The organism is Flavobacteriales bacterium (genome assembly GCA_016699575.1).
In the GTDB taxonomy this organism is placed as follows: domain Bacteria; phylum Bacteroidota; class Bacteroidia; order Flavobacteriales_F; family PHOS-HE28; genus PHOS-HE28.
On record CP064979.1, the window covers coordinates 2,566,891 to 2,588,356 of the forward strand.

The 21,466-nt window shown below is 59.6% G+C and carries 19 protein-coding genes; 18 read left to right on the top strand and 1 reads right to left on the bottom strand.

The window, feature by feature from the left end; genetic code table 11:
- Nucleotides 1–10: 10 nt before the first annotated feature.
- From IPJ76_10570 to IPJ76_10650, 17 genes are all read left to right on the top strand, one after another.
- Entirely contained in the window at nt 11–943 is a 933-nt protein-coding gene (locus IPJ76_10570) for a type IX secretion system membrane protein PorP/SprF (protein ID QQR85064.1), read from the top strand.
- Between the two features lie 4 nt (nt 944–947).
- A complete protein-coding gene (locus IPJ76_10575) occupies nt 948–3,164 on the top strand; it encodes an OmpA family protein (protein QQR85065.1) in 2,217 nt (738 codons plus the stop codon).
- 104 nt (nt 3,165–3,268) lie between these two features.
- Nucleotides 3,269–3,814, top strand: a complete 546-nt coding sequence (locus IPJ76_10580; protein QQR85066.1) for a hypothetical protein — start codon at nt 3,269–3,271, stop codon at nt 3,812–3,814.
- Nucleotides 3,815–3,846: 32 nt separating this feature from the next.
- Nucleotides 3,847–5,826 (top strand): hypothetical protein, encoded by a 1,980-nt coding sequence (locus tag IPJ76_10585; protein QQR85067.1) that lies wholly within the window; start codon nt 3,847–3,849, stop codon nt 5,824–5,826.
- A gap of 11 nt (nt 5,827–5,837) precedes the next feature.
- Nucleotides 5,838–7,214 (top strand): T9SS type A sorting domain-containing protein, encoded by a 1,377-nt coding sequence (locus tag IPJ76_10590; GenBank protein ID QQR85068.1) that lies wholly within the window; start codon nt 5,838–5,840, stop codon nt 7,212–7,214.
- A 3-nt stretch (nt 7,215–7,217) separates the two neighbouring features.
- Nucleotides 7,218–7,649: a hypothetical protein gene (locus tag IPJ76_10595; GenBank protein ID QQR85069.1), complete on the top strand. Its 432-nt coding sequence runs from the start codon at nt 7,218–7,220 to the stop codon at nt 7,647–7,649.
- Between the two features lie 11 nt (nt 7,650–7,660).
- On the top strand, nt 7,661–9,046 hold the full coding sequence (locus IPJ76_10600) for a T9SS type A sorting domain-containing protein (protein QQR85070.1): 1,386 nt from the start codon (nt 7,661–7,663) through the stop codon (nt 9,044–9,046).
- Nucleotides 9,047–9,257: 211 nt separating this feature from the next.
- Entirely contained in the window at nt 9,258–9,686 is a 429-nt protein-coding gene (rplM, locus tag IPJ76_10605) for a 50S ribosomal protein L13 (protein QQR88441.1), read from the top strand.
- A 1-nt stretch (nt 9,687) separates the two neighbouring features.
- A complete protein-coding gene (gene rpsI, locus IPJ76_10610; protein QQR85071.1) occupies nt 9,688–10,074 on the top strand; it encodes a 30S ribosomal protein S9 in 387 nt (128 codons plus the stop codon).
- 109 nt (nt 10,075–10,183) lie between these two features.
- On the top strand, nt 10,184–10,963 hold the full coding sequence (gene rpsB, locus IPJ76_10615; GenBank protein ID QQR85072.1) for a 30S ribosomal protein S2: 780 nt from the start codon (nt 10,184–10,186) through the stop codon (nt 10,961–10,963).
- Nucleotides 10,964–11,062: 99 nt separating this feature from the next.
- On the top strand, nt 11,063–11,893 hold the full coding sequence (locus IPJ76_10620) for an elongation factor Ts (protein ID QQR88442.1): 831 nt from the start codon (nt 11,063–11,065) through the stop codon (nt 11,891–11,893).
- Between the two features lie 236 nt (nt 11,894–12,129).
- On the top strand, nt 12,130–13,116 hold the full coding sequence (locus IPJ76_10625) for a hypothetical protein (protein ID QQR85073.1): 987 nt from the start codon (nt 12,130–12,132) through the stop codon (nt 13,114–13,116).
- A gap of 3 nt (nt 13,117–13,119) precedes the next feature.
- A complete protein-coding gene (locus tag IPJ76_10630; protein QQR85074.1) occupies nt 13,120–14,520 on the top strand; it encodes a hypothetical protein in 1,401 nt (466 codons plus the stop codon).
- Between the two features lie 380 nt (nt 14,521–14,900).
- Nucleotides 14,901–15,881, top strand: a complete 981-nt coding sequence (locus IPJ76_10635) for a hypothetical protein (GenBank protein QQR85075.1) — start codon at nt 14,901–14,903, stop codon at nt 15,879–15,881.
- Nucleotides 15,882–15,919: 38 nt separating this feature from the next.
- Nucleotides 15,920–16,648 (top strand): UMP kinase, encoded by a 729-nt coding sequence (locus IPJ76_10640; protein ID QQR85076.1) that lies wholly within the window; start codon nt 15,920–15,922, stop codon nt 16,646–16,648.
- Between the two features lie 72 nt (nt 16,649–16,720).
- Nucleotides 16,721–17,281 carry a ribosome recycling factor gene (gene frr, locus IPJ76_10645; GenBank protein QQR85077.1) on the top strand — a complete coding sequence of 187 codons (561 nt, stop codon included), beginning with the start codon at nt 16,721–16,723 and terminating at the stop codon, nt 17,279–17,281.
- 62 nt (nt 17,282–17,343) lie between these two features.
- Complete coding sequence (locus tag IPJ76_10650) at nt 17,344–17,853, top strand: hypothetical protein (protein ID QQR85078.1); 510 nt, start codon at nt 17,344–17,346, stop codon at nt 17,851–17,853.
- Nucleotides 17,854–17,900: 47 nt separating this feature from the next.
- Here IPJ76_10650 and IPJ76_10655 read toward each other — a convergent pair whose 3' ends face one another.
- Nucleotides 17,901–18,926: an SPASM domain-containing protein gene (locus IPJ76_10655; GenBank protein ID QQR85079.1), complete on the bottom strand. Its 1,026-nt coding sequence runs from the start codon at nt 18,924–18,926 to the stop codon at nt 17,901–17,903.
- 84 nt (nt 18,927–19,010) lie between these two features.
- Here IPJ76_10655 and IPJ76_10660 point away from each other — a divergent pair, with 84 nt between their 5' ends.
- Entirely contained in the window at nt 19,011–21,419 is a 2,409-nt protein-coding gene (locus IPJ76_10660; GenBank protein QQR85080.1) for a carboxypeptidase-like regulatory domain-containing protein, read from the top strand.
- Nucleotides 21,420–21,466: the final 47 nt, after the last annotated feature.

The following is a 21,466-nucleotide window of genomic DNA, read 5'->3' on the forward strand; positions in this document are numbered from 1 at the left end:
ACCAAGAGCCATGAAAGCGACCAACAACGCACTTGCGATCCTGCTGTTGCTCTGCGGCCTGCAGGCGTCGGCGCAGCAGGATCCCATGTACACCATGTACATGTGGAACACGCTCAGCGTGAACCCCGGCTACGCCGGTAGCAGCGACCTGCTCACCATCACCGGTCTTGCGCGCCAGCAATGGGCGGGCATCGATGGCGCGCCGAAGACACAGACGCTCACCCTGCATTCGCCCCTTCGTAACAATGCGCTCGGTGTGGGTTTCAGCGCGGTGCACGACGAAGTGGGGCCCATCAACAACACCTTGCTGTACGCCGACTTCGCATACCGCATCCGCATCACGGAAGGTGCGCGCCTCGCGTTCGGTCTCAAGGCCGGCGTGGACCTCTTCAGCGCCGACATCGCAAACCTGAACGGCGTGGATGCCAACGATCCCAACTTCCAGCAGAACATCAGCGGCAGCGCAAAGCCCAACTTCGGTTTCGGGGTGTATTACTGGAGCGCAAAGGGCTACCTCGGTCTCAGTGCACCCAAGCTCATGCAGCATGATCTCCTCGGTGTAGAGAACAACAACGTCACTGTGAACGCGATCACGCAGAAGCGGCACTACTTCATCACCGGTGGTTACGTGTTCTCATTGTCGCCCGCGGTAAAATTCCGGCCGAGCTTCCTGGTGAAGGCCGTTGATGGCGCTCCGCTCAGCATCGACCTCACGGCCAACTTCCTGCTCGCCGAACGGCTGTGGCTGGGGGCGGCCTACCGCAACGGCGACAGCATGAGCGGTATCGTGGCCTACAACATCACGCAGCAGTTGCGTGCGGGCTACGCCTACGACTTCACGCTCACCGAACTGCGCACCCAGGCCAACGGCACGCACGAGCTGATGCTGCAGTACGACCTGCGCTTCAACAAGGAGAAGACCCTCTCGCCCCGTTACTTCTGATCCCATGCTGAACAGGACGAACCTCATCGCGCTGTTGCTCGCGCTCAGCACCGTTTGTGCGGCCCAGCAGTACTCATTGCGCAAAGGCGACAAAGCCTACCACGGCATGGCCTACCACGATGCCATTGCCCACTACCAGGAAGCGGTGCAGTGCGGCGCGGACACCGGGGCGTTCATCCTCCGCTTGGCCGAGAGCTACTACAACGTGCGCGACTTCGCCCATGCGGCCGAGTGGTACGCTAAGGCGCTCAATGGACCTGGTTCACGCGCGGTGGACGCCTACAACCATTCACAGAGCCTGCGCGCCCTCGGGCGGCACGAAGAAGCCGACCGATGGATGAGCCGCTACCGCGAGATGACCGAGGGCGACCGCCGCAGTGCGGAACAACTTGGCGCGGTGCGCTATGCCGCGCAGATCGAGGCGAAACCCATTGCTGGCTGCATCGTGGAAAACCTGCGCGAGAACTGCACGCACGCCGACATGGGTACGGCCCTCGTGGGCGATCGCCTCGTGTTCGCATCCGCAAGGCATGCGGAAGCAGCAGCCCGCCGCCGCCATGCGTGGGACGGGGATCCCTTCCTGGACCTGTATTGGGCAAAGCGTGGCGAGGACGGCGAACTGGTGGATGTGCAACCGTTGAAAGACCTCAACACGCGTTACCACGAGAGCAACGCGGCCTTCACCGCCGACGGCAAAGAGGTTTGGTTCACGCGCAACAACCACACGGACGGCCGCACCCGCAAGAGCACCGATCAAGTGGTGAAGCTGAAGATCTACAGCCGCATCTTCAGCAACGGCGAATGGCTCGTGGAGCGTTCGTTCCCCTTCAACAGCGATGAATACTCGACCGGCCATCCGGCCTTGAGCGCCGACGGCAAGGTGATGTACTTCGCCAGCGACATGCACGGTGGACAGGGCGGGGCCGACATCTGGATGAGCCGCCGCAAGAGCGAGAGCGAATGGGAGAAGCCGGTGAACCTCGGTCCTTACGTCAATACGGAAGGTGATGAGCTGTTCCCGTTCGTGGATGCCGCTGGTACGCTCTACTTCGCCAGTGAGGGCCATGCGGGCATCGGTGGTCTGGACATTTTCGTGAGCCGCCAGAAGCAAGGCGCGTTCGGCAAGGCCATCAACGCGGGTGCGCCCATCAACAGTCGCGACGACGACTTCGCCCTCGTGCTCGATGGCAGTGGGCTGAAAGGCTACCTGACGAGCAATCGCAGCGGCGGTATGGGTGGGGACGATCTCTACAAGTTCGATCTGCGCAAGCCGCTCGGCGCCACCATGAAGGTGAGTGGTGCCATCACCGACCGGGCCAACGGAACACCGGTGGTCGCTAAAGCCGTTCTGCTGAAAGACGCAGTGGGCAAGGTGGTGGGTGAAGTGACCACCGACGGCACCGGCGCCTATTCCTTCGAGCTGGAAGAAGAGAAGCGTTACGCCATCGTTTCAGAAGAAGGCGGCTACCGAGCTGCCGAAGCGAACGTGGTTACCGGCGGGTTGACGGACACGGTCATTGTGCGCGACTTGGCGCTGGCCAAACTCAGCGAGGTCTTCTTATGGGCCACGGTCACGGATGCAAAGACCAATGCTCCCTTGGGCGATGTGAGCGTGAACATTACCGATGTGCGCACCATGGCGGGCGTCGCCCTGGGCCGCACCGAAGCCACGGGCGAGTTCTTCGCCAACCTGAAGAACATGAGCGTGGGCGATTCGATGGTGTACCGCGTGGAGCTGAACAAGCAGGGCTACGCCCCCAAGAGCGGCCTCCTGGTCCGTAAGGTGGACCGTGCGGGCAAGGTCATCCTCAGCGAGGCCATGGACCTGTCGCTGCAACCAATTGATGTGGGCACCGACCTGGCCAAGGTCATCGACATCAAGCCCATCTACTTCGACTTGGCCAAGAGCACCATTCGCATGGATGCCGCCGCCGAACTGGACAAGATCGTGGCCGTGATGCAGGAGAACCCCGGCATGATCATCGAACTGGGCAGTCACACGGACAGCCGCGGCAGCGACAAGAGCAACCTGGTCCTGAGCGACAAGCGCGCCAAGAGCTCAGCGGCGTACATCGTCAGCAAGGGCATCGCCAAGGAACGCATCTCGGGCAAGGGCTACGGCGAAACCAAGCTCCTGAACAAGTGCGCCAACAAGGTGAAGTGCGCCGAGGATGAGCACGCCCTGAACCGCAGGACGGAGTTCATCATTGTGAAGATGTAACGGGGGAAGGTTGGGACAAGTCAGGGCGGTGGCGTGCGCGGTACACCGTGATGCGCTAGCTCTATTGCTCGGCTGGTACTTTCGGCAGTATCGAATCAGCTGCCATGAAATCCCTGCTGCTCGTCGTTCTGGTTATGATGCCCTGCGCGCTGTGCGCTCAAGCGCCATACATCCAGCCCGACTTCTACAACGACCCGCTTCCCGAACACGCCGGTGTGACCGTGAACGCAGGCCAGACCGCGGATGAGTTCGGTGATCCGGCCTCGCAGGTCATCTACTACACCGAAGGCGGCAAGATCCGCATGTTCATGCTCAAGAACAGCACCATGGCATTCACGCTGGCCACCATGGACACGTTGCCCGCCACACCGGATACGATCCGGTCGCTGCACATGCGCTTCATCGGCGAAGCTTCGTCGTTGGTGGATCCCATAGCATATGGGGTAAGGAACTTGAAGCAGAACTTCCACATGGCGCATTGCAACGCCACAGGAGTGGAGAGCTACTACCGGGTGATCTACGAGAACGTGTATCCGTTCATAGATGTGCATGTGTACCACGGGCTCTACGGCGAGAAACTCGCCATTGTTATGCGCCCCGGCGCCGACCCGCAGATGTGCTGCTTGAATTCGAGGGGCAGGACAGTTTGAACATGGACGTGCAAGGCACCTTGAGGTTCTACATGAACCAACGGTGGATAGCGTTGCGCGAAGCCGTGGCTTACCAAGTGGATGGCAACAACAACGTGGTGCCAGTGAACTGGAACGCTGATTGTGTGGACCACAACGGCACCGGGGAGGTGAGCTTCAATTACAACAGCTACAACGCCGCGTGGCCGCTTGTCTTCCAGATCGGCCCGCCACCTGCGGCAGGCGGTGGGTTCGATCTGCCGGGTATGTGCTGGAGCACCTTGTTTGGCGGCGATGGCTACGACCAGATACGCGCAAGCACCACCGATAGCAACAACAACTACTATGTGGCGGGCCGCTCCGGAAGTGCCTTCATGACCTTTCCCACCGCACCGGGCGTTACGCTGGCGGCGCTTGGCGAGGCGGCCTTCGTGTGCCAGTTGAGTCCGACAGATGAGATGGTGTGGAAGACCTTCATTGGCGGCAGCGCCTTAGGCGAGTTCAGCGAGGCTACGAGCATTTCCATGCGCGAGGGGGCCATGAGTCCCAGCATATACATAGCCGGCACCACCACGTCGAGCAGTTTCAATACCGAGCCGAACGGTACGGCCTTCTACGATGGTATCGGGAACGCTGGTGGTGGCAAAGGATTCATTGCGCGGTTCAACGCACTGCCGGGCGCCAACGGAGCGCGCTTGTGGACCACCTACTTCGGTGACGACGATATGCAGATAGAAGGTCTGCGGCGGTCCAGTGATGACCACCTGTACGTGGTGGGTTCTTCATACGGTGTGCTTCCCGCCGAGCAGGACGCGCCGCCTGCGTTGGCCGCAGACCTTGCATACGGAGGCAACGGCGATGCCTTCATCTGCCGCTTGAACCCCAACGACCGCACCGATTGGTGTACGTACATGGGAGGATCCGAGGGCGATGCAGCCATGGAAGTGGTGATCGATGAAGCTGCGGGCACCGTGGTCGTTGCAGGCAATACCTATAGTGCAGACCTGCAACCGTACGATCCTGGCGGCGGGGCTTATCACGAACCCTACGGTGGCCAGGGCGATGCCTTTCTGTTCGAGTACAGTTTGAACGGTCTGCCGCTTTGGAGCACCTGCTTCGGCGTTAACTCGCCTGAGACTGTGGGTATCAACGCCCTGGCCATCGATCCCACCAGTGGCGACATCGTGATCGGCGGAAGCATGGGCGCCTTCGCGGGCTTGGATGTTGTGCCCGGGCCTAACTGGTACCGCGATACCTATCCTGCGGGAACGAACCCTTCTTACCTGGCGCGCTTCAATGGTGGCAACCGCGCCATTGAGTGGGCCACGTACGTGCCCAACAACAACAAAATAGATGTCCTGTGCTTGTTGTTCGACGACATCGGGAACCTCTTCGTGGCCAGCCAAGCCAGCCACGATGGGGCACCGTACGTGGCGTTGCCTGGGGTGTACGACCAGCCGGTCATTGTATGGGACATCCTCAACGGAACGCCTCTTACGGAGAACGACATGCACATCATGTGCTTCACCCCGGATCAGTTCCTCAGCTACGCCAGCTACATCGGCGGGGAGGGCTTCGCCGTCGGTGGCGAGGTGCCATTCAGTATGCTCAAGCGCTTCGGCAACCTGTATGTGAGCGGCCGCGCCAGCCAGGAGCCGCCCTACACCTGGTACTTCCCGCTGGACGATGGCACGGCGGGCGGCGGCACGCCCTACTTCGAGCCGGTGTACAAAGGCGGATATGGCGAAGGGTTCATTTCTGCGATCTGCACGGAGGCGTTGACCGCAGTATATAACGAAGTGACGCCGGTCGATGGGTTCACGGTAATAGCGAACGATGATGGGTTGCTCGTATCAGGTTTACCCTTTGGAGTACACATGGGCGTACTGTTCGACGCGACAGGACGTGTGGTACAGCGGCATCAATTGAACGGCGGCGGCATACGGTCATGGCCATTGCCACATGCTTTGTCAACCGGTGTTTATGTGCTTGCGGTTCAAGGCATCGGTGCCGAGCGCTTGCTCGTTCGCTAAAACGCCCAGGCATGCGAAGTGTTCCTCTGGCCTTGGCCGGTTGCTTGGTTTGCAACCTTGGTAATGCGCAGACCCATTGGGTCGGCACAGGTGTGCCCATTGATTTCGACTGGTTGCACAACGTGTACAACGATACGACCACTGATGCTTTGTACTTGGGTGGTATCGCCAGTTCCATTCCCTTCAACGGCACGCAAGGCATGCCCTTGATGAGTTGGAAGGATCAAGAGTGGGACACCCTTGCTGTGTTCGGTAACGAGGTGCGTTCCGTCCTGCGCTGGGGTGATACGCTCGTGGTAGCTGGTGTGTTCGAAACCGTTAACGGCGACACCATGCCTGCGTTAGCGGGCTTGGTTGACGGCCAATGGACGTCATTTGGGCAGGTGACCGACGGTGGCATGGCCAAAGTAAAGATCATAGACGGGGATCTTTTTGCGCTTGGCGGGTTCAGTTACATCGACGGCCACCTCTGCAACGGCATAGCCAAGCGCTTGGGCGGGCAGTGGGTGAGCGTAGGGCCGATTATGAACTCCGTTACCTGCAACATCCAGGATCTCACCAAGTACAACGGCCAACTGGTTGCAACGGGAGCCATCCATTTCACAGGTATACCCTACAGCAACATCATGATCCAAGCGGCAGACAGCACATGGGGACCAGTAGGACCGAACGGATTATTGGGCGGTTTTTCCAGCGGCCGCTGTGTAACGGTGTACCAAGGCGATCTGTACGTTGGCGGCAGCATACCGGTGCTGGCGGGCAACGCTGGGCACGGCATCATGCGATGGGATGGCAACCAATGGAACGCCGTGGGCGGTGGCCTCACCTACCTGCCCAACAACTACACGTACTTAACGGGCGCCATCGATTTCCTGGAGCGCGATGGGCTGCTCTTCGTGGCAGGCAGTTTCAACTACGCCGATGGCAACCTGCCAGCCACTGGCGTAGCTACTTGGGATGGTGCGCAATGGTGCGGCTTGGGCGGCACCTTGGATGGCCCTGTGAACAGCATTGCCTTCTATCACGACACGCTTTACGCCGCCTGCTTCCACAACGCCGATGGCATCGATGTGAACTGCGCGGCCAAGTTCATCGGCAGCAGCTATGCGGATACGTGCGGTGTGCCAGTGGGCCTTGCTGAGCAACCATCAACCAACGACCAGCCACTGCTCTGGCCCAACCCGGCATCGGAGTTCGTTACCGTGAGCGGACAGCGCCGTGCAGCCACGGCCTTCGTTTACAATGCACTTGGCCGGTTGGTGCTCGTAAGCGACCTTCATCAGAGCAACCGGATCGATGTGCGCGACTTGTCGGGCGGCATGTATCTGCTGGTGGTGCGCAACGCGCAAGGCAGGGGTTTGGCGCGCACAACATTCCTGAAAGAGTAGATCATGAAGAACATCATCACCAGCATGCTGCTCGCGGCAAGTCCCGCCAGCCAGGAAGCGCCCTACCTCAGCTACTTCCCGCTGGACGATGGCACAGCCGGTGGCGGCACGCCCTACTTCGAGCCGGTGTACAAAGGCGGATATGGCGAAGGGTTCATTTCTGCGATCTGCACGGAGGTGCTCACGGCGGTGAATGGCCCGAACGCCCAGAACAGTGGTTTTGGTGTTGTCCATACAACTGACGGATTTGCGATAACTGGATTACCTCTTGGACGCTATACGGGTGTGCTCCATGATGCGGCCGGTCGTGTGGTGCAGCGAGAGGAATTGCACGGAGGCGCCATGCACGCCTGGAAGTTGAGCGTAACGCTGGCCCCCGGAGTCTATGTATTGGCCGTGCCCGGCATCGGTGCGGAGCGCGTGATCGTTCATTAGCGCGCTTTGACATGAGGTGCATAAGCGTGGTTTTGGCCGGTGTGTGCAGTGTTTCTGTTGCGCATGCACAAACCCATTGGCAGGGCATCGGGCTTCCGGGAAATTTCGCCGAGGTGTTGCAGGTGTACACCGACACTACCAACGATGCCTTGTACTTCTGTGGTGTTGGGACCGCTATTCCGTACAACGGTTTCAGCGGCAACCCGTTGTTCAAGATGCAGAACGGGCAGTGGGATACCCTTGCGGTATTCGGGAACCAACTGAACGCGGTGATCGTCTGGCATGACACACTGATCGTAGGTGGTGGTTTTCCATACGTCAACGGATCGAGCATCGAAAACATCGCAGCTTACGATGGTCAAACTTGGCTGGGCTACGGGTTGTTGCCTTGGTTGGGCGGTGGGGTAACCAAGTTCAAGGTCTTGGACGATGAGTTATATGCCATCGGCACCTTCGACTACATCGACGGCCACCTCTGCAACGGCATCGCCAAACGCGTGGGCGGGCAGTGGGTGAGCGTGGGGCCGATCATCACCACCAGTTCGCACAACGTGGCTGATCTCACCATGTACAATGGGCAACTGGTGGCTTGCGGCGGTATCTCCTTCTCGGGCAACCCCTACCGCAACATCGTTATCCAAAACCCCGATAGCAGTTGGAGCCCTGTGGGTCCGGAAGGGTTGATCGGCAACTTCTCGTACGGCCGCTGTGTAACGGTGTACCAAGGCGATCTGTACGTGGGTGGCAGCATACCGGTGTTGGCGGGCAACGCTGGCCACGGCATCATGCGGTGGGATGGCAACCAGTGGCACGCCGTGGGCGGTGGGCTCACGTACTCTCCCAACAACTACAGCATCCTTACCGGCGCCATCGATTTCCTGGAACGCGATGGGCTGCTCTTCGTGGCGGGTTCGTTCAACTATGCAAACGGCGACCTGCCCGCCACCGGCGTAGCTACTTGGGATGGCAGCCAATGGTGCGGCCTGGGCGGCACCTTGGATGGCCCCGTGAACAGCATTGCCTTCTACCACGACACGCTTTACGCCGCCTGCTTCCACAACGCCGATGGCATCGATGTGAACTGTGCGGCCAAGTTCATCGGCAGCAACTATGCGGATACGTGCGGCGTGCCAGTGGGCCTTGCCGAGCAACCAGAAACCAACAACCAAATCCTGCTCTGGCCCAACCCGGCATCGGAGTTCGTTACCGTGAGCGGGCCCGTGGGTAATGGACGCATGGATGTTTTCGATGGCACTGGGCGGCTCGTTTTGTCGTGGCCTTATGCTTCGGGCTGGTCGGGTCCGGTGAAGGGCTTGCAACCCGGCATTTATGAGTTGGTGCTCCGTCTCGAGGGACAGGCGGCCATGCGGCGCCAACGCTTGCTGGTCCAGGAATGACCGGTGCCGGTCCGCTAGGGTTCGGCGACCGGTCCAGGAGCCCCGTTCACAACCCATTGTCCGTATCGTTTGTCCGATCGGGTACTCCGCCTATCTTCGCCGCCCCTTTCCAGCGCCTTGGGCGCACCCGATCCGTCGGGAACCCACGCTGGGCGGGCATTAGAACGATAATCCCCCAGGACCCGTGGCATCTACCACACACATCACGTCCATGGCCAACAGCGGCACCGTCCAGAAGGAATGGGTGCTGGTGGACGCCGAGAACCTGCCCGTTGGCCGCTTGGCCAGCGTGGTGGCCATGCTCGCCCGCGGCAAGCACAAGCCCATCTTCACCCCCCACGCCGATTGCGGCGACCATGTGGTGGTGATCAACGCCGAGAAGGTCCGCTTCACCGGCGCCAAGTGGGAGGACAAGGAATACCAGCGCTACAGCGGGCACCCCGGTGGCCAGACCCGTGAAACCGCCAAGCGGCTCATGAACCGCAAGCCCACCGCCGTGGTGGAGCTCGCCGTGAAGGGCATGCTCCCCAAGACCAAATTGGGCCGCGCCCAGTTCGGCAACGTGCATGTGGTGGCCGGCACCGCCCACAAGCACGAAGCACAGAAGCCACGCACCATCGACCCCAAGACCATCAAGTAAGATGGAGATCATCAACAGCATCGGCCGTCGCAAGGCCAGCACCGCCCGGGTTTACCTGTCACAGGGTTCCGGCGCCATCACCGTGAACGGCAAGGAAGGCAAAGAGTACTTCCCTCTGGTCATCCAGCAGTTCAAGCTCGCCCAACCCTTCAAGCTCACCAGCACCGAAGGCCAGTTCGACGTGAGCGTGAACGTGGAAGGCGGTGGCATCAGCGGCCAGGTGGACGCCGTGCGTTTGGGCATTGCCCGCGCGCTGGTGAAGCACAACGCCGAGCTGAAGCCCGCCCTGAAGAAGGAAGGCCTGATGACCCGTGACCCACGCACCGTGGAGCGCAAGAAATTCGGCAAGAAGAAGGCTCGCAAGAGCTACCAGTTCAGCAAGCGTTAAGGTCCCACGCTTGTTCAGGATCCAATTCTGGCGGACTCAGCTGCTCCGGTGGCTGGCTACCCTCAGGATGCCTGTGATAACGGGAACAAGGAAAGTGAACTAAAGAGACATGGCACGTACCAATTTCCAGGAGCTGCTCGAGAGCGGCGTGCACTTCGGCCACCTGCGCCGCAAGTGGAACCCCAACATGGCGCCCTACATCTTCGGCGAGAAGAAGGGCATCCACATCATCGATCTGAACAAGACGGTGGTGAAACTGGACGAAGCCGCCAATGCGATGAAGAACATCTCGCGCAGCGGCAAGAAGGTCCTCTTCGTGGCCACGAAGAAGCAGGCCAAGGAGCTCGTCGCCACCAAGGTGAAGGAGACCGGCATGCCCTACGTGACGGAGCGTTGGAGCGGTGGCATGCTCACCAACTTCGGCACCATCCGCCGCGCCATCAAGAAGATGGCCACCATCGACCGCATGAAGGTGGACGGCACGTTCGCCAACATGAGCAAGCGCGAGCGACTACAGGTGATGCGCCAACGCGAGAAGATGGAGAAGAACCTCGGTTCCATCGCTGACCTCACGCGTTTGCCAGCCGCTGTGTTCATCGTGGACATCGTGAAGGAGCACATTGCGCTGGCCGAGGCCCGCAAACTGGGCATCCCCACCTTCGCCATGGTGGATACCAACAGCGACCCCAACCTCGTGGACTTCCCCATCCCGGCCAACGACGATGCCACCAAGAGCATCGAGAAGATCGTGGGCGTGATGCTGGACGCTGTGCGTGAAGGTCAGGAAGAGCGCAAGAACGATAAGAGCTTGGCCGACGCCGAAGCAACCGAAGGCGAGGAAGGCGAAGAGGCCGCTGAAGTGGAAGGCGGCGCAGAAGGCAAAGAGTAAGAAAAGGTTGATGGTTGTTGGTGGACGCGCGCCCATGTCGGACGCTGGACCAACGACCAAGGACCGAGAACCAACAACTACCAAGAAGTGAGCACGACCATGGCCATTACCGCCGCCGACGTGAACAAGCTCCGCCAGATGACCGGCGCGGGCATGATGGATTGCAAAAAGGCCCTCACCGAGGCCAATGGCGACTTCGATGCTGCCATCGACCTGCTGCGCAAGCAGGGCCAGAAGGTGGCCGCCAAGCGCGCCGACCGTGAGGCCACCGAAGGCTTGGTGATCGCCAAGACCTCCGCCGATGGCAAGCGCGGCGTGATGATCTGCCTGAACTGCGAGACCGACTTCGTGGCCAAGAACGCCGACTTCACTGCAATGGCCGAGCGCATCGCCGATATCGCTTTGGAGAAGGGCTGCAAGAACGTGGACGAACTGAAGGCGCAGGCCTACGACAGCAACGGCCTTACCATCGCCGAAAAGGTGATCGAGCAGACCGGTGTGATCGGCGAGAAGATCGACGTGAGCGTGTGCGAGATCGTGGAGGCCGCATTCGTTTACGCCTACAACCACCCGGGCAACAAAGTGGCCAGCATGGTCGGGTTGAACAAGTCAGGTTTCGAGGGTCCCGCCAAGGATGTGGCCATGCAGATCGCTGCCATGGCGCCCGTGGCCCTGAACAAGGACAGCGTGCCCGCCGACATCATCGCCAAGGAACTGGAGATCGGCAAGGAGCTCGCCATCCAGGAGGGTAAACCCGCCGACATGGCCGAGAAGATCGCCCAGGGCCGCCTGAACAAGTTCTTCAAGGAAAGCACCCTGCTCGCACAAGAGTTCATCAAGGACAACAAGCTGAGCGTGGAGCAGTACCTGAAGACCCAGGACAAGGAACTCACCGCCACCGGCTTCAAGCGTCATTCGCTGATGCAGTGAGTCCAACTCGCTATGAACGAAACGCCTCGGAAAGTCTCCGGGGCGTTTTGCGTTCTTGGGATTGAACGTCGGCTGCGAATAGCTTCGGTTGACCAAATGCCCAAGCCATGAACCTCCGAGCTTGCCTGTTTCTCTCTGCGTTCACTTTGATCGGAACCGTCCGCTCGAACATCCCGCCGGATTTTTACGGTCAGAAGTCGAGCCGAAGCATAGGCTATTTTGCCAATGAAGGCCAAGTGCTGCAGACCAATGGCAATAGTGCCAGTGCTGTAGCGGCATACTCGTTCGGAGCTTTCCCGCAGACCTATTTCCTGCACGAGTCAACCGTCTACTTCAACGCAAGGGAGAACGACGGAGACTTCAGTACCCCCGACCCGTCTTTCTCTTTGCGGTTCCGTCCGATCGGCGAGAATGCTGCACTTGTTTCGCCAGACCTTATTGGCCAGCGGTCCAACTATCAGAACTTCTTCCTCCCGCAAACGGCTCCCAACGGTGTGGTTGGTGTGCATGACCACGAACGTCTTCACTACAAAGATGTCTACCCCGGGATCAGCATGCAGTTCTATGGCACGAGCGCTGGGCAGAACCTCGCTTTCTACGCGGAACCGTACAGCGACCCTTCGGAGATACAATTGCTGTTCGAGGGCCAAGACAGCTTGCATGTGGACTGGCTCGGGAATCTCAAGGTGCTCATCGCGGGGAAGTGGATCCTTTTGCGTGAGGCCGTTGCGTACCAGGTCGATGCCAACGAGAACGTCATCCCGCTAAATTGGAACGCACAGTACGAGGAGATCAACGGGCAGGACATCATTGGATTCATCTTTGATACATATGACCCGAGCCTAGCTCTGGTGCTCCAGATCGGTGCGATGCCCCTCGATGAGCCGGACCCAACCGAATACTTGTGCTGGGGCTCATACTACGGTGGTACTGACATGGAGGAACTCTACGCGAGCGACACCGATTCAGATGGGAATTTCTACCTCACAGGGTATTCGAGCAGCGACTTCCTCACCTTCCAAAGCAACGTTGGGGTGGATCTGGTTGGCAATGATCAGGCGGTCGTTGTGACCAAGTTCCTGGCCAACTACGAGTTAGACTGGACCTTGTTCTACGGCGGATCGGATGATCAAGCGGGTAGGGACATTGGGGTGCGGGAACTTGGTGGCAACACCGAGATTTTTGTAACAGGATACACGAGGGCGAACGATTTGTACACCTGACCCTTGGCCGGCGCATACAATGACTTGACGGCGAGCAGCCTCTGGGAGAAAGGCTTCATACTACAGCTCGATGTGACCGGAGGAATAGACTGGAGTACCTACTTCGGCGACGATAGAACTCGCTTGGAGGGGTTGGATTTCGATGCGACGGGTCGGCTCTATTTGGTAGGCGATTGGGAGTACAGCTATCCCTCACAATCGCTTGCCGGTGCGTCCTCTTGGGCAGCCGGTGGTGAACACGATCTTCTGTTGGCGCGCTTCAGTGCAGCAGGAGCTCTTCAATGGTGTACTTCGTACGGGGGCTCAGACTCCGAGTTTGGGGGCGATATCGTTTGCACGCCACAGGGCTTTTGGGTCAGTGGGCAAACGCTGAGCACCACTGTTCCGCTCATCGCTGGGAGCGGGTATAACCAATCTGTTAATGCTGGCGGGCGCGACCTACTGCTGCTCGCGTTCAATAGTTCAGCGGCCTGCCAGAAAGCAACGTTCGTTGGCGGGAGCGATCATGACACACCTGGGGTCAACAGCCTCGCAGCAACGAGCAACGGGCATGTCTACTTCGTTGGGAATACATTGAGCAGCGATTTTCCATTGCAACAGAGCACTGGATTCTACGACGACACGAACGGGGACAGGGCTGCATTCGTGCTTCAGTTCAGCGGCGTCACTAGGGCAATGATGTGGGGTACTTATGTGTACGGCAGTGGAAACAACGCCTTCGAGACGGCCGTGGTGGACAACCAAGAGAGATTGATAGCCGTTGGCTTCTCCAAGGATCCGAACTTCCCGTTGTGGCAGGCGCCGAACACGTTCTTCCAAGGTTCCATTATCGACCCTGTAGGTTTTGTCAGCTACTGGGGATACGATGGTGCCATCATGTGCTTCAACCCTGCGCACGTTGTGCAGTACGCGAGCTATTTCGGGGGAGAACAAGGCATTTACGGCGACGTGGTGCACACTGCCTCAGTGCATGCCAATCGTTTGTTGATCGCCGGCATGACAGACAAGGATGGGATTAACGTTGCTGGGTACTTCCCGCTTTTTGATCCCGGTTTCCCGGCGTACTACGACGAGACCTATGATTACAACGGCGGTAGCAACTATTGGGATGGTTGGGTTGGAGCGATATGCACAGATTTCTTCAGCGCACTGAGCGTGGATGAAAGCACTTTCGGCATGCCTACCGCGCAGTGGTTGGATGGCACGATCACACTGTGTGGCCTGTCACCTGGGAGGACGCACTGCCGGTTGGTAGATTCTCGTGGAAGACTAGTTCGAGAGAGTAGTGTTGTGGTGCGGCCTGATGGGCGGGCCGACTGGAATTGTGGCTCTGTAGCCGCTGGAACCTACGTGCTTCGCACGGATCAGAACTCGTCGGCGGTAAAGGTGGCCGTTCAGAACTGACCTGCTACATGAAATCGCTTGCTGTACTTGTTGGGTGCTTGCCGTGTTTTGCACTGGCTCAGGACAATTGGATTGGGGCGGGTATGCCATACCTCACGTATGGCGTTCGAGAACTCTACGTTGAACAGGAAAAGGATCGCCTCTTAGCGATGGGAGTTACTTCGGTGGGGCCTTTGACCTTTCCTGTTGTCATTGGAGAATACAACGGGTCCTCATGGGACGCATTCGGCGAGTTCGGTGGGTGGGTCTATTCTGCGTGTAGCTACGGTGATACGCTCGTAGTTGGCGGTGCGTTCAATGATGTGGGCGGAGAACCCTTTGAGCATATTGCCGCCTTTTATGACAATGCGTGGCACCCATTTGGCGATCTTGACCAGTCTGTGCGCCGACTCCGGATTCTGAACGGAATCCTCTATGCGGTAGGTGCATTCGAGTACGCCGATGGGCACTTGTGCAACGGGGTGGCCAAACGTGTGGGTGGTGAATGGGTGAACTTGGGGAACTTGCAACAGGATGTGCCTGGTGCCCCCATCTTGGTGGAGGTTGCTGAGTTTGCTGGAGATTTGTACGTCGGTGGTTCGCTCTCCTTGGCCGATGGAACCAATGGAATCGCCAAGTTCGATGGCACCATGTGGAGCGGGCCGGGAGGAGGAATTCTCGGTGGTGCAACCGCTGTGCTTGCCATGGAGGTTTACGGTGGTTCCCTATATGCTGGTGGTGAGATCGACATCAACTCCGGCAACGTGGGTCATGGGATAATGCGTTGGGATGGTAGCCAGTGGCATGCGGTAGGTGGTAGTGTGCAAGACATCTATTGTGGGAGCAGCTATCCGGCGCGGGTATATGAACTACTGGAGCATGATGGACTGCTGCTGGTGGGCGGCGGCTTCGGCTGCGCGGGCGGCATACCGGCCAGCCGCTTTGCAGTTTGGGACGGCTATCAGTGGTGTGCCAATGCGAGTGTCATGACAGGCTACGTGGAGAGCATGGCTTTCTACCACGATACGCTCTTCATCGCCTGCGGTCATGTGGTGGAGGGCGATAGCGTGAACCGTGTGGCCAAATGGGTAGGGGGAGCTTACGGGGATAGTTGCCAGGTCGTGGCCGTGAACGATCCCGGGCCATGGCGGGACCGGCTGCGTGTCAGGGTCAGTGGTGCCGGGGTCCTGACCATTTCGGGGCTTCCCGACGGTCGCAGCGATTACTCACTATGCGATGCGATTGGTCGTGTGCTTGACACTGGCTCTTTGGCTGCCTTTGGTCCAAGTGCTGTGGAAGTTCGGCTACCAGGCCTTGCTTCCGGCGCATACGTTTTCGTTGTTGAGGGCCTTGCTTACCGATTCATTGTGGCTGAGCCATAGCGGTTGGCTTGCCGGGATCGCTTCTTTTGCGGCCCGCTATGAGCAACACCTCCGCCCCCCGTACCTACAAGCGCATCCTCCTGAAGCTCTCGGGCGAAAGCCTGATGGGCACCAAGGACTACGGCATCGACAGCGATCGCCTGAACATGTACGCTCAGGAGATCATCGGGGTGGCACGCGGTGGCATCCAAGTGGCCGTGGTGATCGGTGGCGGCAACATCTACCGCGGCATGCAGGCCAACGGCAGCGGTATCGACCGTGTGCAGGGCGACCACATGGGCATGCTGGCCACCATGATCAACAGCCTGGCCTTGCAAAGTGCTCTGGAGGCACAGGGCTACAACACCCGGCTGCTCAGTGCCATCAAGATGGAGCAGATCGCGGAGCCCTTCATCCGCCGTAGGGCCGTGCGCCACTTGGAGAAGGGCCGCATTGTCATCTTCGGTGCGGGCACAGGCAATCCCTACTTCACCACGGACACGGCAGCCAGCCTGCGAGCCATCGAGATCGAAGCCGATGTGATCCTGAAGGGCACCCGCGTTGACGGCATCTATACCGCCGATCCCGAGAAGGACAAGACCGCCACCCGTTACGAGCGCATCAGCTTCACGGAGGTCTATGACAAGGGTCTCAACGTGATGGACATGACGGCCTTCACGCTCTGCAAGGAGAACAACCTGCCCATCATCGTCTTCGACATGAACAAGCCCGGCAACCTGGGCCGCTTGGTGAAGGGCGAGCAGGTAGGCACGCTGGTCGAGTTCTGAACAGCGCTATTGAACGGTATTTCTCATCCCGAGCCCGGTCGAGGGATATTTTCGCCGACCTATTCCAGCACCATGACCGATACACGCGCCATCATCAGCCAGGCCGACGACAACATGCGCAAGGCCGTTGCGCACCTGGAACAGGAACTCACGAAGATCAGGGCCGGTGCCGCCACCCCCAGCATGCTCGATGGCGTGCGGGTGGATTACTACGGCAGCATGATGCCGCTGAGCCAGGTGGCCACCGTGAACACCGGCGATGCACGCACGCTGTTCGTGAAGCCCTGGGAAAAGAAGATGATCGACGCGATCGAGAAGGCCATCATCGCGGCCAATCTTGGCTTCAATCCCAGCAATAACGGGGAGAGCGTCATCATCAATGTGCCCATGCTCACCGAGGAGCGGCGCAAGACCCTGGTGAAAGGCGCCCATGCCGAAGGGGAGCATGCCCGGGTCAGTATCCGCGGGTTCAGGCAGAAGGCCATGGAAGCCGTGAAGGCCGCTAAGAAGGACGGGCTCCCCGAAGACACTGCCAAGGATGCCGAGGAGCAGATCGAGAAGATCACCGGCATCAACAACAAGAAGGTCGAAGAGCACATCGCGGCGAAGGAGAAGGACATCATGAAGGTGTGAGGACGGGCGTACTTAAATGCCCCAGTGCCCCAGTGCTGCTGGATGAAACCCGACTCTCACGGATGCGCTTTTTGATCAGCCGACAAATGGTGATAGGTGCTTTGGCTTTGTTCACGGCATCGGCAGTTGATGCTCAGCAACTCGTGCCCGACGGCTCGTCCGTTCGACTTCCGCTCGCTAAGGGTTGGAAACTCGAAACCACCGACCATGTTGATGGTCCATGGCAAGTGCTAACCGTTGAAAAGAAGGGGTTGAGCACGAGCGGAAACGTAACAGTGCGCTGGACACCAGGTCAATTGAAGCTGGACAGTGTTGCAATGGAAATCGTGTCGGCTTATCGAAGGCGATCGGAGGTCTTGGACTTGAATACGGGTTCCGCGGCGTTCCAAGAGCGTTCAGCCTTCCGGGCTGATTTCAAGGTTTTCCCGATAATGCCGTTTCTCGTCGATGTGCGGTCGTTCCACGCTTGCGGGAAGACCTTCGTCTTCATCGTCTATGTTGCTCAGGAGGATGCTGGTAAGAGGCAACGCGACTTCCAGGAGATTGAGGCGGGCTTTGTCTGTGATGAGTAGAGCAACTGCGAACAGTCTTGCCTTACACATTTGATCGAGCCGAGGACTCACGCCCACACCGGGCTTCCCTCACTGCAGTTCCTGCACATCTCCAAATTGCTGCGGCTTTGTAGCAACGCAGCTCGGAAGTCACGGTAGGAGGCGCCGTTCCAGATCTCTTTGAAGGGGCCTTGCCCAACACTGCCGAGCACATGGTGCGCGTCCTTGTCGAAGCAGCACGGCACCACACGACCGTCCCAGGTGATCACACAGCTGTGCCACATCTTCCAGCAGTGGTCGTGCATTGCGTTCTTCAATTGCCATGAGCCATCGGCCGCGCGGCGGTAACGTGCGTACTTGTCTTGGGTGGGTATGAGGGGATGGTCCTCGCGAGGGTCGTACACCTGAGCGGTTTTCAGCCACAGGTCGTCGACGCCGATGCGCTTGGCCAACGCGCGGGCTGCGGGGATCTGGTGTTCATTCGGTTTCACCACCAGGAACTGGAACACCAGGTGCGGCGTGCGGCTCTTCAGCAGGCGTTTCCATTTCACGATCCGCTCGGCTCCCTCGATCACCTTGTTCAACGTGCCTTCCTTGCGGTAGGCCTCGTACGTCGCCTGATCCGTGCCGTCCAGTGAAATGATGAGCCGCGACAGCCCGCTCCGCACCGTACGCTCCGCGACTTCCTCCGTAATGAAATGCGCGTTGGTGCTGGTCGCCGTGTACACGCCACGCTCGCTGGCATGCGCCACCATGTCGAGGAACGAAGGGTTGATGTACGGCTCGCCTTGGAAGTAGAACGTCAGGCTCAGGAGGTCGTCGCCCAGTTCATCGATCACCCGGTGGAAGAGCGGCTGCTTCAGGTTGCCGGTCGGCCGGGTGAATGAGCGCAGACCGCTCGGGCATTCAGGGCATCGAAGGTTGCATGCCGTGGTGGGTTCGATGCTGATGTTGATGGGCAGGCCTTTGATGACGGGCTCCTTCGTGCGCTTGGCCCGTTGATAGCTGCTCCAGATGCGCCACGCGTTGGTTGCACGGCGCGCGGAGAGCTTCCGCGACCATTCGCGCGCATCGTGCAGGGGGGCAAGGAGCATCTGCGGGACAATGTAGCGGGCACCGGGGAGGGCGTCTGTTACTTTCTTCGTCGCCCGACCGTCACACTTCACATGCTTCCCTTGTTGCGAACGGCGACCGCGCTGTGCTGTTGCTGCCTTTGGGTGTTCACCGCTGCGCAAGTGATGGTCGCCGGTCGTGTGGTTGACGATCGCACCGGAGAACCGTTGCCTTTTGTGCACGTGCGACCGGATGGTGCAGGACAGGGCGTGCTGGCGGATGCGGACGGACGCTTTGCGGTGGAAGTCGCTGCTTTGCCGACCACCTTGATATGCAGCTATGTGGGCTACCAACCGCTGCGGTACGAGAGCTGGGACGAGCGACCGGTCGTCCTGCGCTTGCATGCCCTGACCAAAGAGCTGAGCGAGGCGGTTGTGCGTCCGGGCGAAAACCCCGCGCACCGCATCATCGAGGCCGTGCACGCCAACCGCAAGCGCAATGACGGGCTCAGCGCGGGCAGCTTCCGCTACACCAGTTACGCGCGCACGGTCTTCACCATCGAAGCGGACAGCGCCCTGATGACCGACAAGGCGCGCATCGCCCAGTTGGACAGCAACGGCCGCGAGATCGTGGAATTCATGAACGAGCAGCACCTCCTGCTCATCGAGAGCGCGACGCGCCGAACGTTCCGGCCGCCCAACGGTGACCGTGAAGAGGTGCTGGCCTTGCGTGTGAGCGGCTTCGAGGATCCCGGATTGCTGGCGCTCGTCGCCTCAACGAAAACCTTCAGCATGTACGAGCCGCTGATCCCCTTGGGCGAGAAGACGTACATGAGCCCCATCGCGCGCGGATCGGTGAACAGCTATCTCTTCATCCTGGAAGACACGCTCTTCCAAGGAACCGACAGTGTGTTCGTGATCAGCTACCGTCCACGGACAAGCAAGAATTTCGAGGGACTTTCCGGAACGCTCTGGGTGAACAGCGATGGCTACGCCCTGCAGAACGTGGTGGCCGGTCCGGTGAAGCGGGGTGAAGGCCAGGGCCTGAAGGTGCAGCAGGTGCACAAGCGCATCGGTGCGACTTGGTTCCCCGTGCAGCTCAACACCACATACTTCTTCGATGGCATAACGCTGAACGGGTTCCAGCCGCTGGGTATCGGCCGCGTGCAATTACGTGACGTCGAAACGGGCATAGAAGTGTCGCGTTCGGAAGTGGCCGGTCCCGAATTCGTGATGGACCCCTTGGCGTTGCACCGCGACGAAGCCTATTGGCGGGCGCTTCGTCCCGATACGTTGGGAAAGAAAGAGCTGAAGACATACCAGGTCATCGACAGTATCAGCAAGGCGGAGAACTTGGGCAGGACCTTGAAGGGACTGGAGGCGTTGCTCAGTGGCAGCATCCCCTGGGGGCCGGTGGACTTCGAGCTTCGGCGCATCATTTCCGCCAATGCGCTGGAGGACGTGCGGCTGGGCCTCGGCCTGAGCACCAACGACCGCGTGTCCCGTGTGGCACGCCTTGGTGGTTGGTTCGGTTACGGCTTCGGGGACAAGACATGGAAGTACGGCGCTGATGTGCGTGTGAAACCCAAGCCGGCGAGGTCGTTGGAAGTGCACGCGTACTACGCGAACGACCTTGTGGAAAGCGGTGGCGTTGCCTTCAAGGGCCCGCGTACACTACTGCTCAGCGATGACGTGCGGCTGCTCTACATGGACCGGATGGATCGCGTGGAGCGGATCGGAGGAACGGTGCACCTGCGCTTGGCCAGCGGACTCCGCATGTGGTTGGGCACGGCTAGTGAGTTGCGGATCAATGACCTCGGATATCGTTTTGTGCAACCGCTTGGAGAAGGAGTGGAGCGCTTGGTCAACGATTTCCGCAGTGGCGAGGTGAGCGTTGATGTCCGCTACGCACACGGCGAGCGCTTGGCCCAGTTGCCCGGCCGCCAGGTGGACCTCGGTACGAAGTGGCCCGTGCTCCAAGTGTCGTTCGCGCAAGCCGTGGATGGGCTTTGGGAAGGCGAGCAACAGTGGTGGCGTGCGGCTGTGCAAACCGGCAAGTCGTTCAGGACGCGTCGCATGGGCACTCCATCAGTACGGGTGATGGCCGGTATGGCAGATGCCACGGCCGCGTACCCGTTTCTCTTCAACCTGAGGGGTTCGCGCGGCGAGGGATGGTGGCTGAACACACCTTATGCGTTCGAAACCATGGTGCCGGGCGAGTTCCTGTCGGACCGTTTCATCGTGGTCCATTACCGGCATTCGTTCGGCAAGCTCCTGCTGAAGACCAAGAAGTGGCAGCCGTTGCCCACCCTGGTGACCAGCGCGGGTTGGGGTGGGCTGGAACATGCGGCGAACCATCGCGGCTATGACTTCCGCAGCATGGTGGAAGGGTTCTTCGAAAGCGGGGCGGAGGTCCTTTTCCGCAACAACCTCTCGGCCCTGGGCTTCGGTGTGTACTGGCGCTACGGCCCCTACGCGTTACCGGACGCAATGGACAACCTCTACCTGAAGCTGGCACTGGGGATCGGGATCTGACCCGGGGCTGCACGTCCATTTCGTTCCTTTGGTCGCCGCAGTGCGGC

Coding starts and splice junctions, on each gene's coding strand:
- IPJ76_10580 (QQR85066.1), top strand. CDS start 3,269: ATGAAATCCCTGCTGCTCGTCGTTCTGGTTATGATGCCCTGCGCGCTG.
- IPJ76_10600 (QQR85070.1), top strand. CDS start 7,661: ATGAGGTGCATAAGCGTGGTTTTGGCCGGTGTGTGCAGTGTTTCTGTT.
- IPJ76_10585 (QQR85067.1), top strand. CDS start 3,847: ATGAACCAACGGTGGATAGCGTTGCGCGAAGCCGTGGCTTACCAAGTG.
- IPJ76_10570 (QQR85064.1), top strand. CDS start 11: ATGAAAGCGACCAACAACGCACTTGCGATCCTGCTGTTGCTCTGCGGC.
- IPJ76_10590 (QQR85068.1), top strand. CDS start 5,838: ATGCGAAGTGTTCCTCTGGCCTTGGCCGGTTGCTTGGTTTGCAACCTT.
- IPJ76_10575 (QQR85065.1), top strand. CDS start 948: ATGCTGAACAGGACGAACCTCATCGCGCTGTTGCTCGCGCTCAGCACC.
- rpsB (QQR85072.1), top strand. CDS start 10,184: ATGGCACGTACCAATTTCCAGGAGCTGCTCGAGAGCGGCGTGCACTTC.
- IPJ76_10650 (QQR85078.1), top strand. CDS start 17,344: ATGCGCTTTTTGATCAGCCGACAAATGGTGATAGGTGCTTTGGCTTTG.
- rpsI (QQR85071.1), top strand. CDS start 9,688: ATGGAGATCATCAACAGCATCGGCCGTCGCAAGGCCAGCACCGCCCGG.
- IPJ76_10640 (QQR85076.1), top strand. CDS start 15,920: ATGAGCAACACCTCCGCCCCCCGTACCTACAAGCGCATCCTCCTGAAG.
- IPJ76_10620 (QQR88442.1), top strand. CDS start 11,063: ATGGCCATTACCGCCGCCGACGTGAACAAGCTCCGCCAGATGACCGGC.
- IPJ76_10595 (QQR85069.1), top strand. CDS start 7,218: ATGAAGAACATCATCACCAGCATGCTGCTCGCGGCAAGTCCCGCCAGC.
- frr (QQR85077.1), top strand. CDS start 16,721: ATGACCGATACACGCGCCATCATCAGCCAGGCCGACGACAACATGCGC.
- IPJ76_10655 (QQR85079.1), bottom strand. CDS start 18,926: ATGCTCCTTGCCCCCCTGCACGATGCGCGCGAATGGTCGCGGAAGCTC.
- rplM (QQR88441.1), top strand. CDS start 9,258: ATGGCCAACAGCGGCACCGTCCAGAAGGAATGGGTGCTGGTGGACGCC.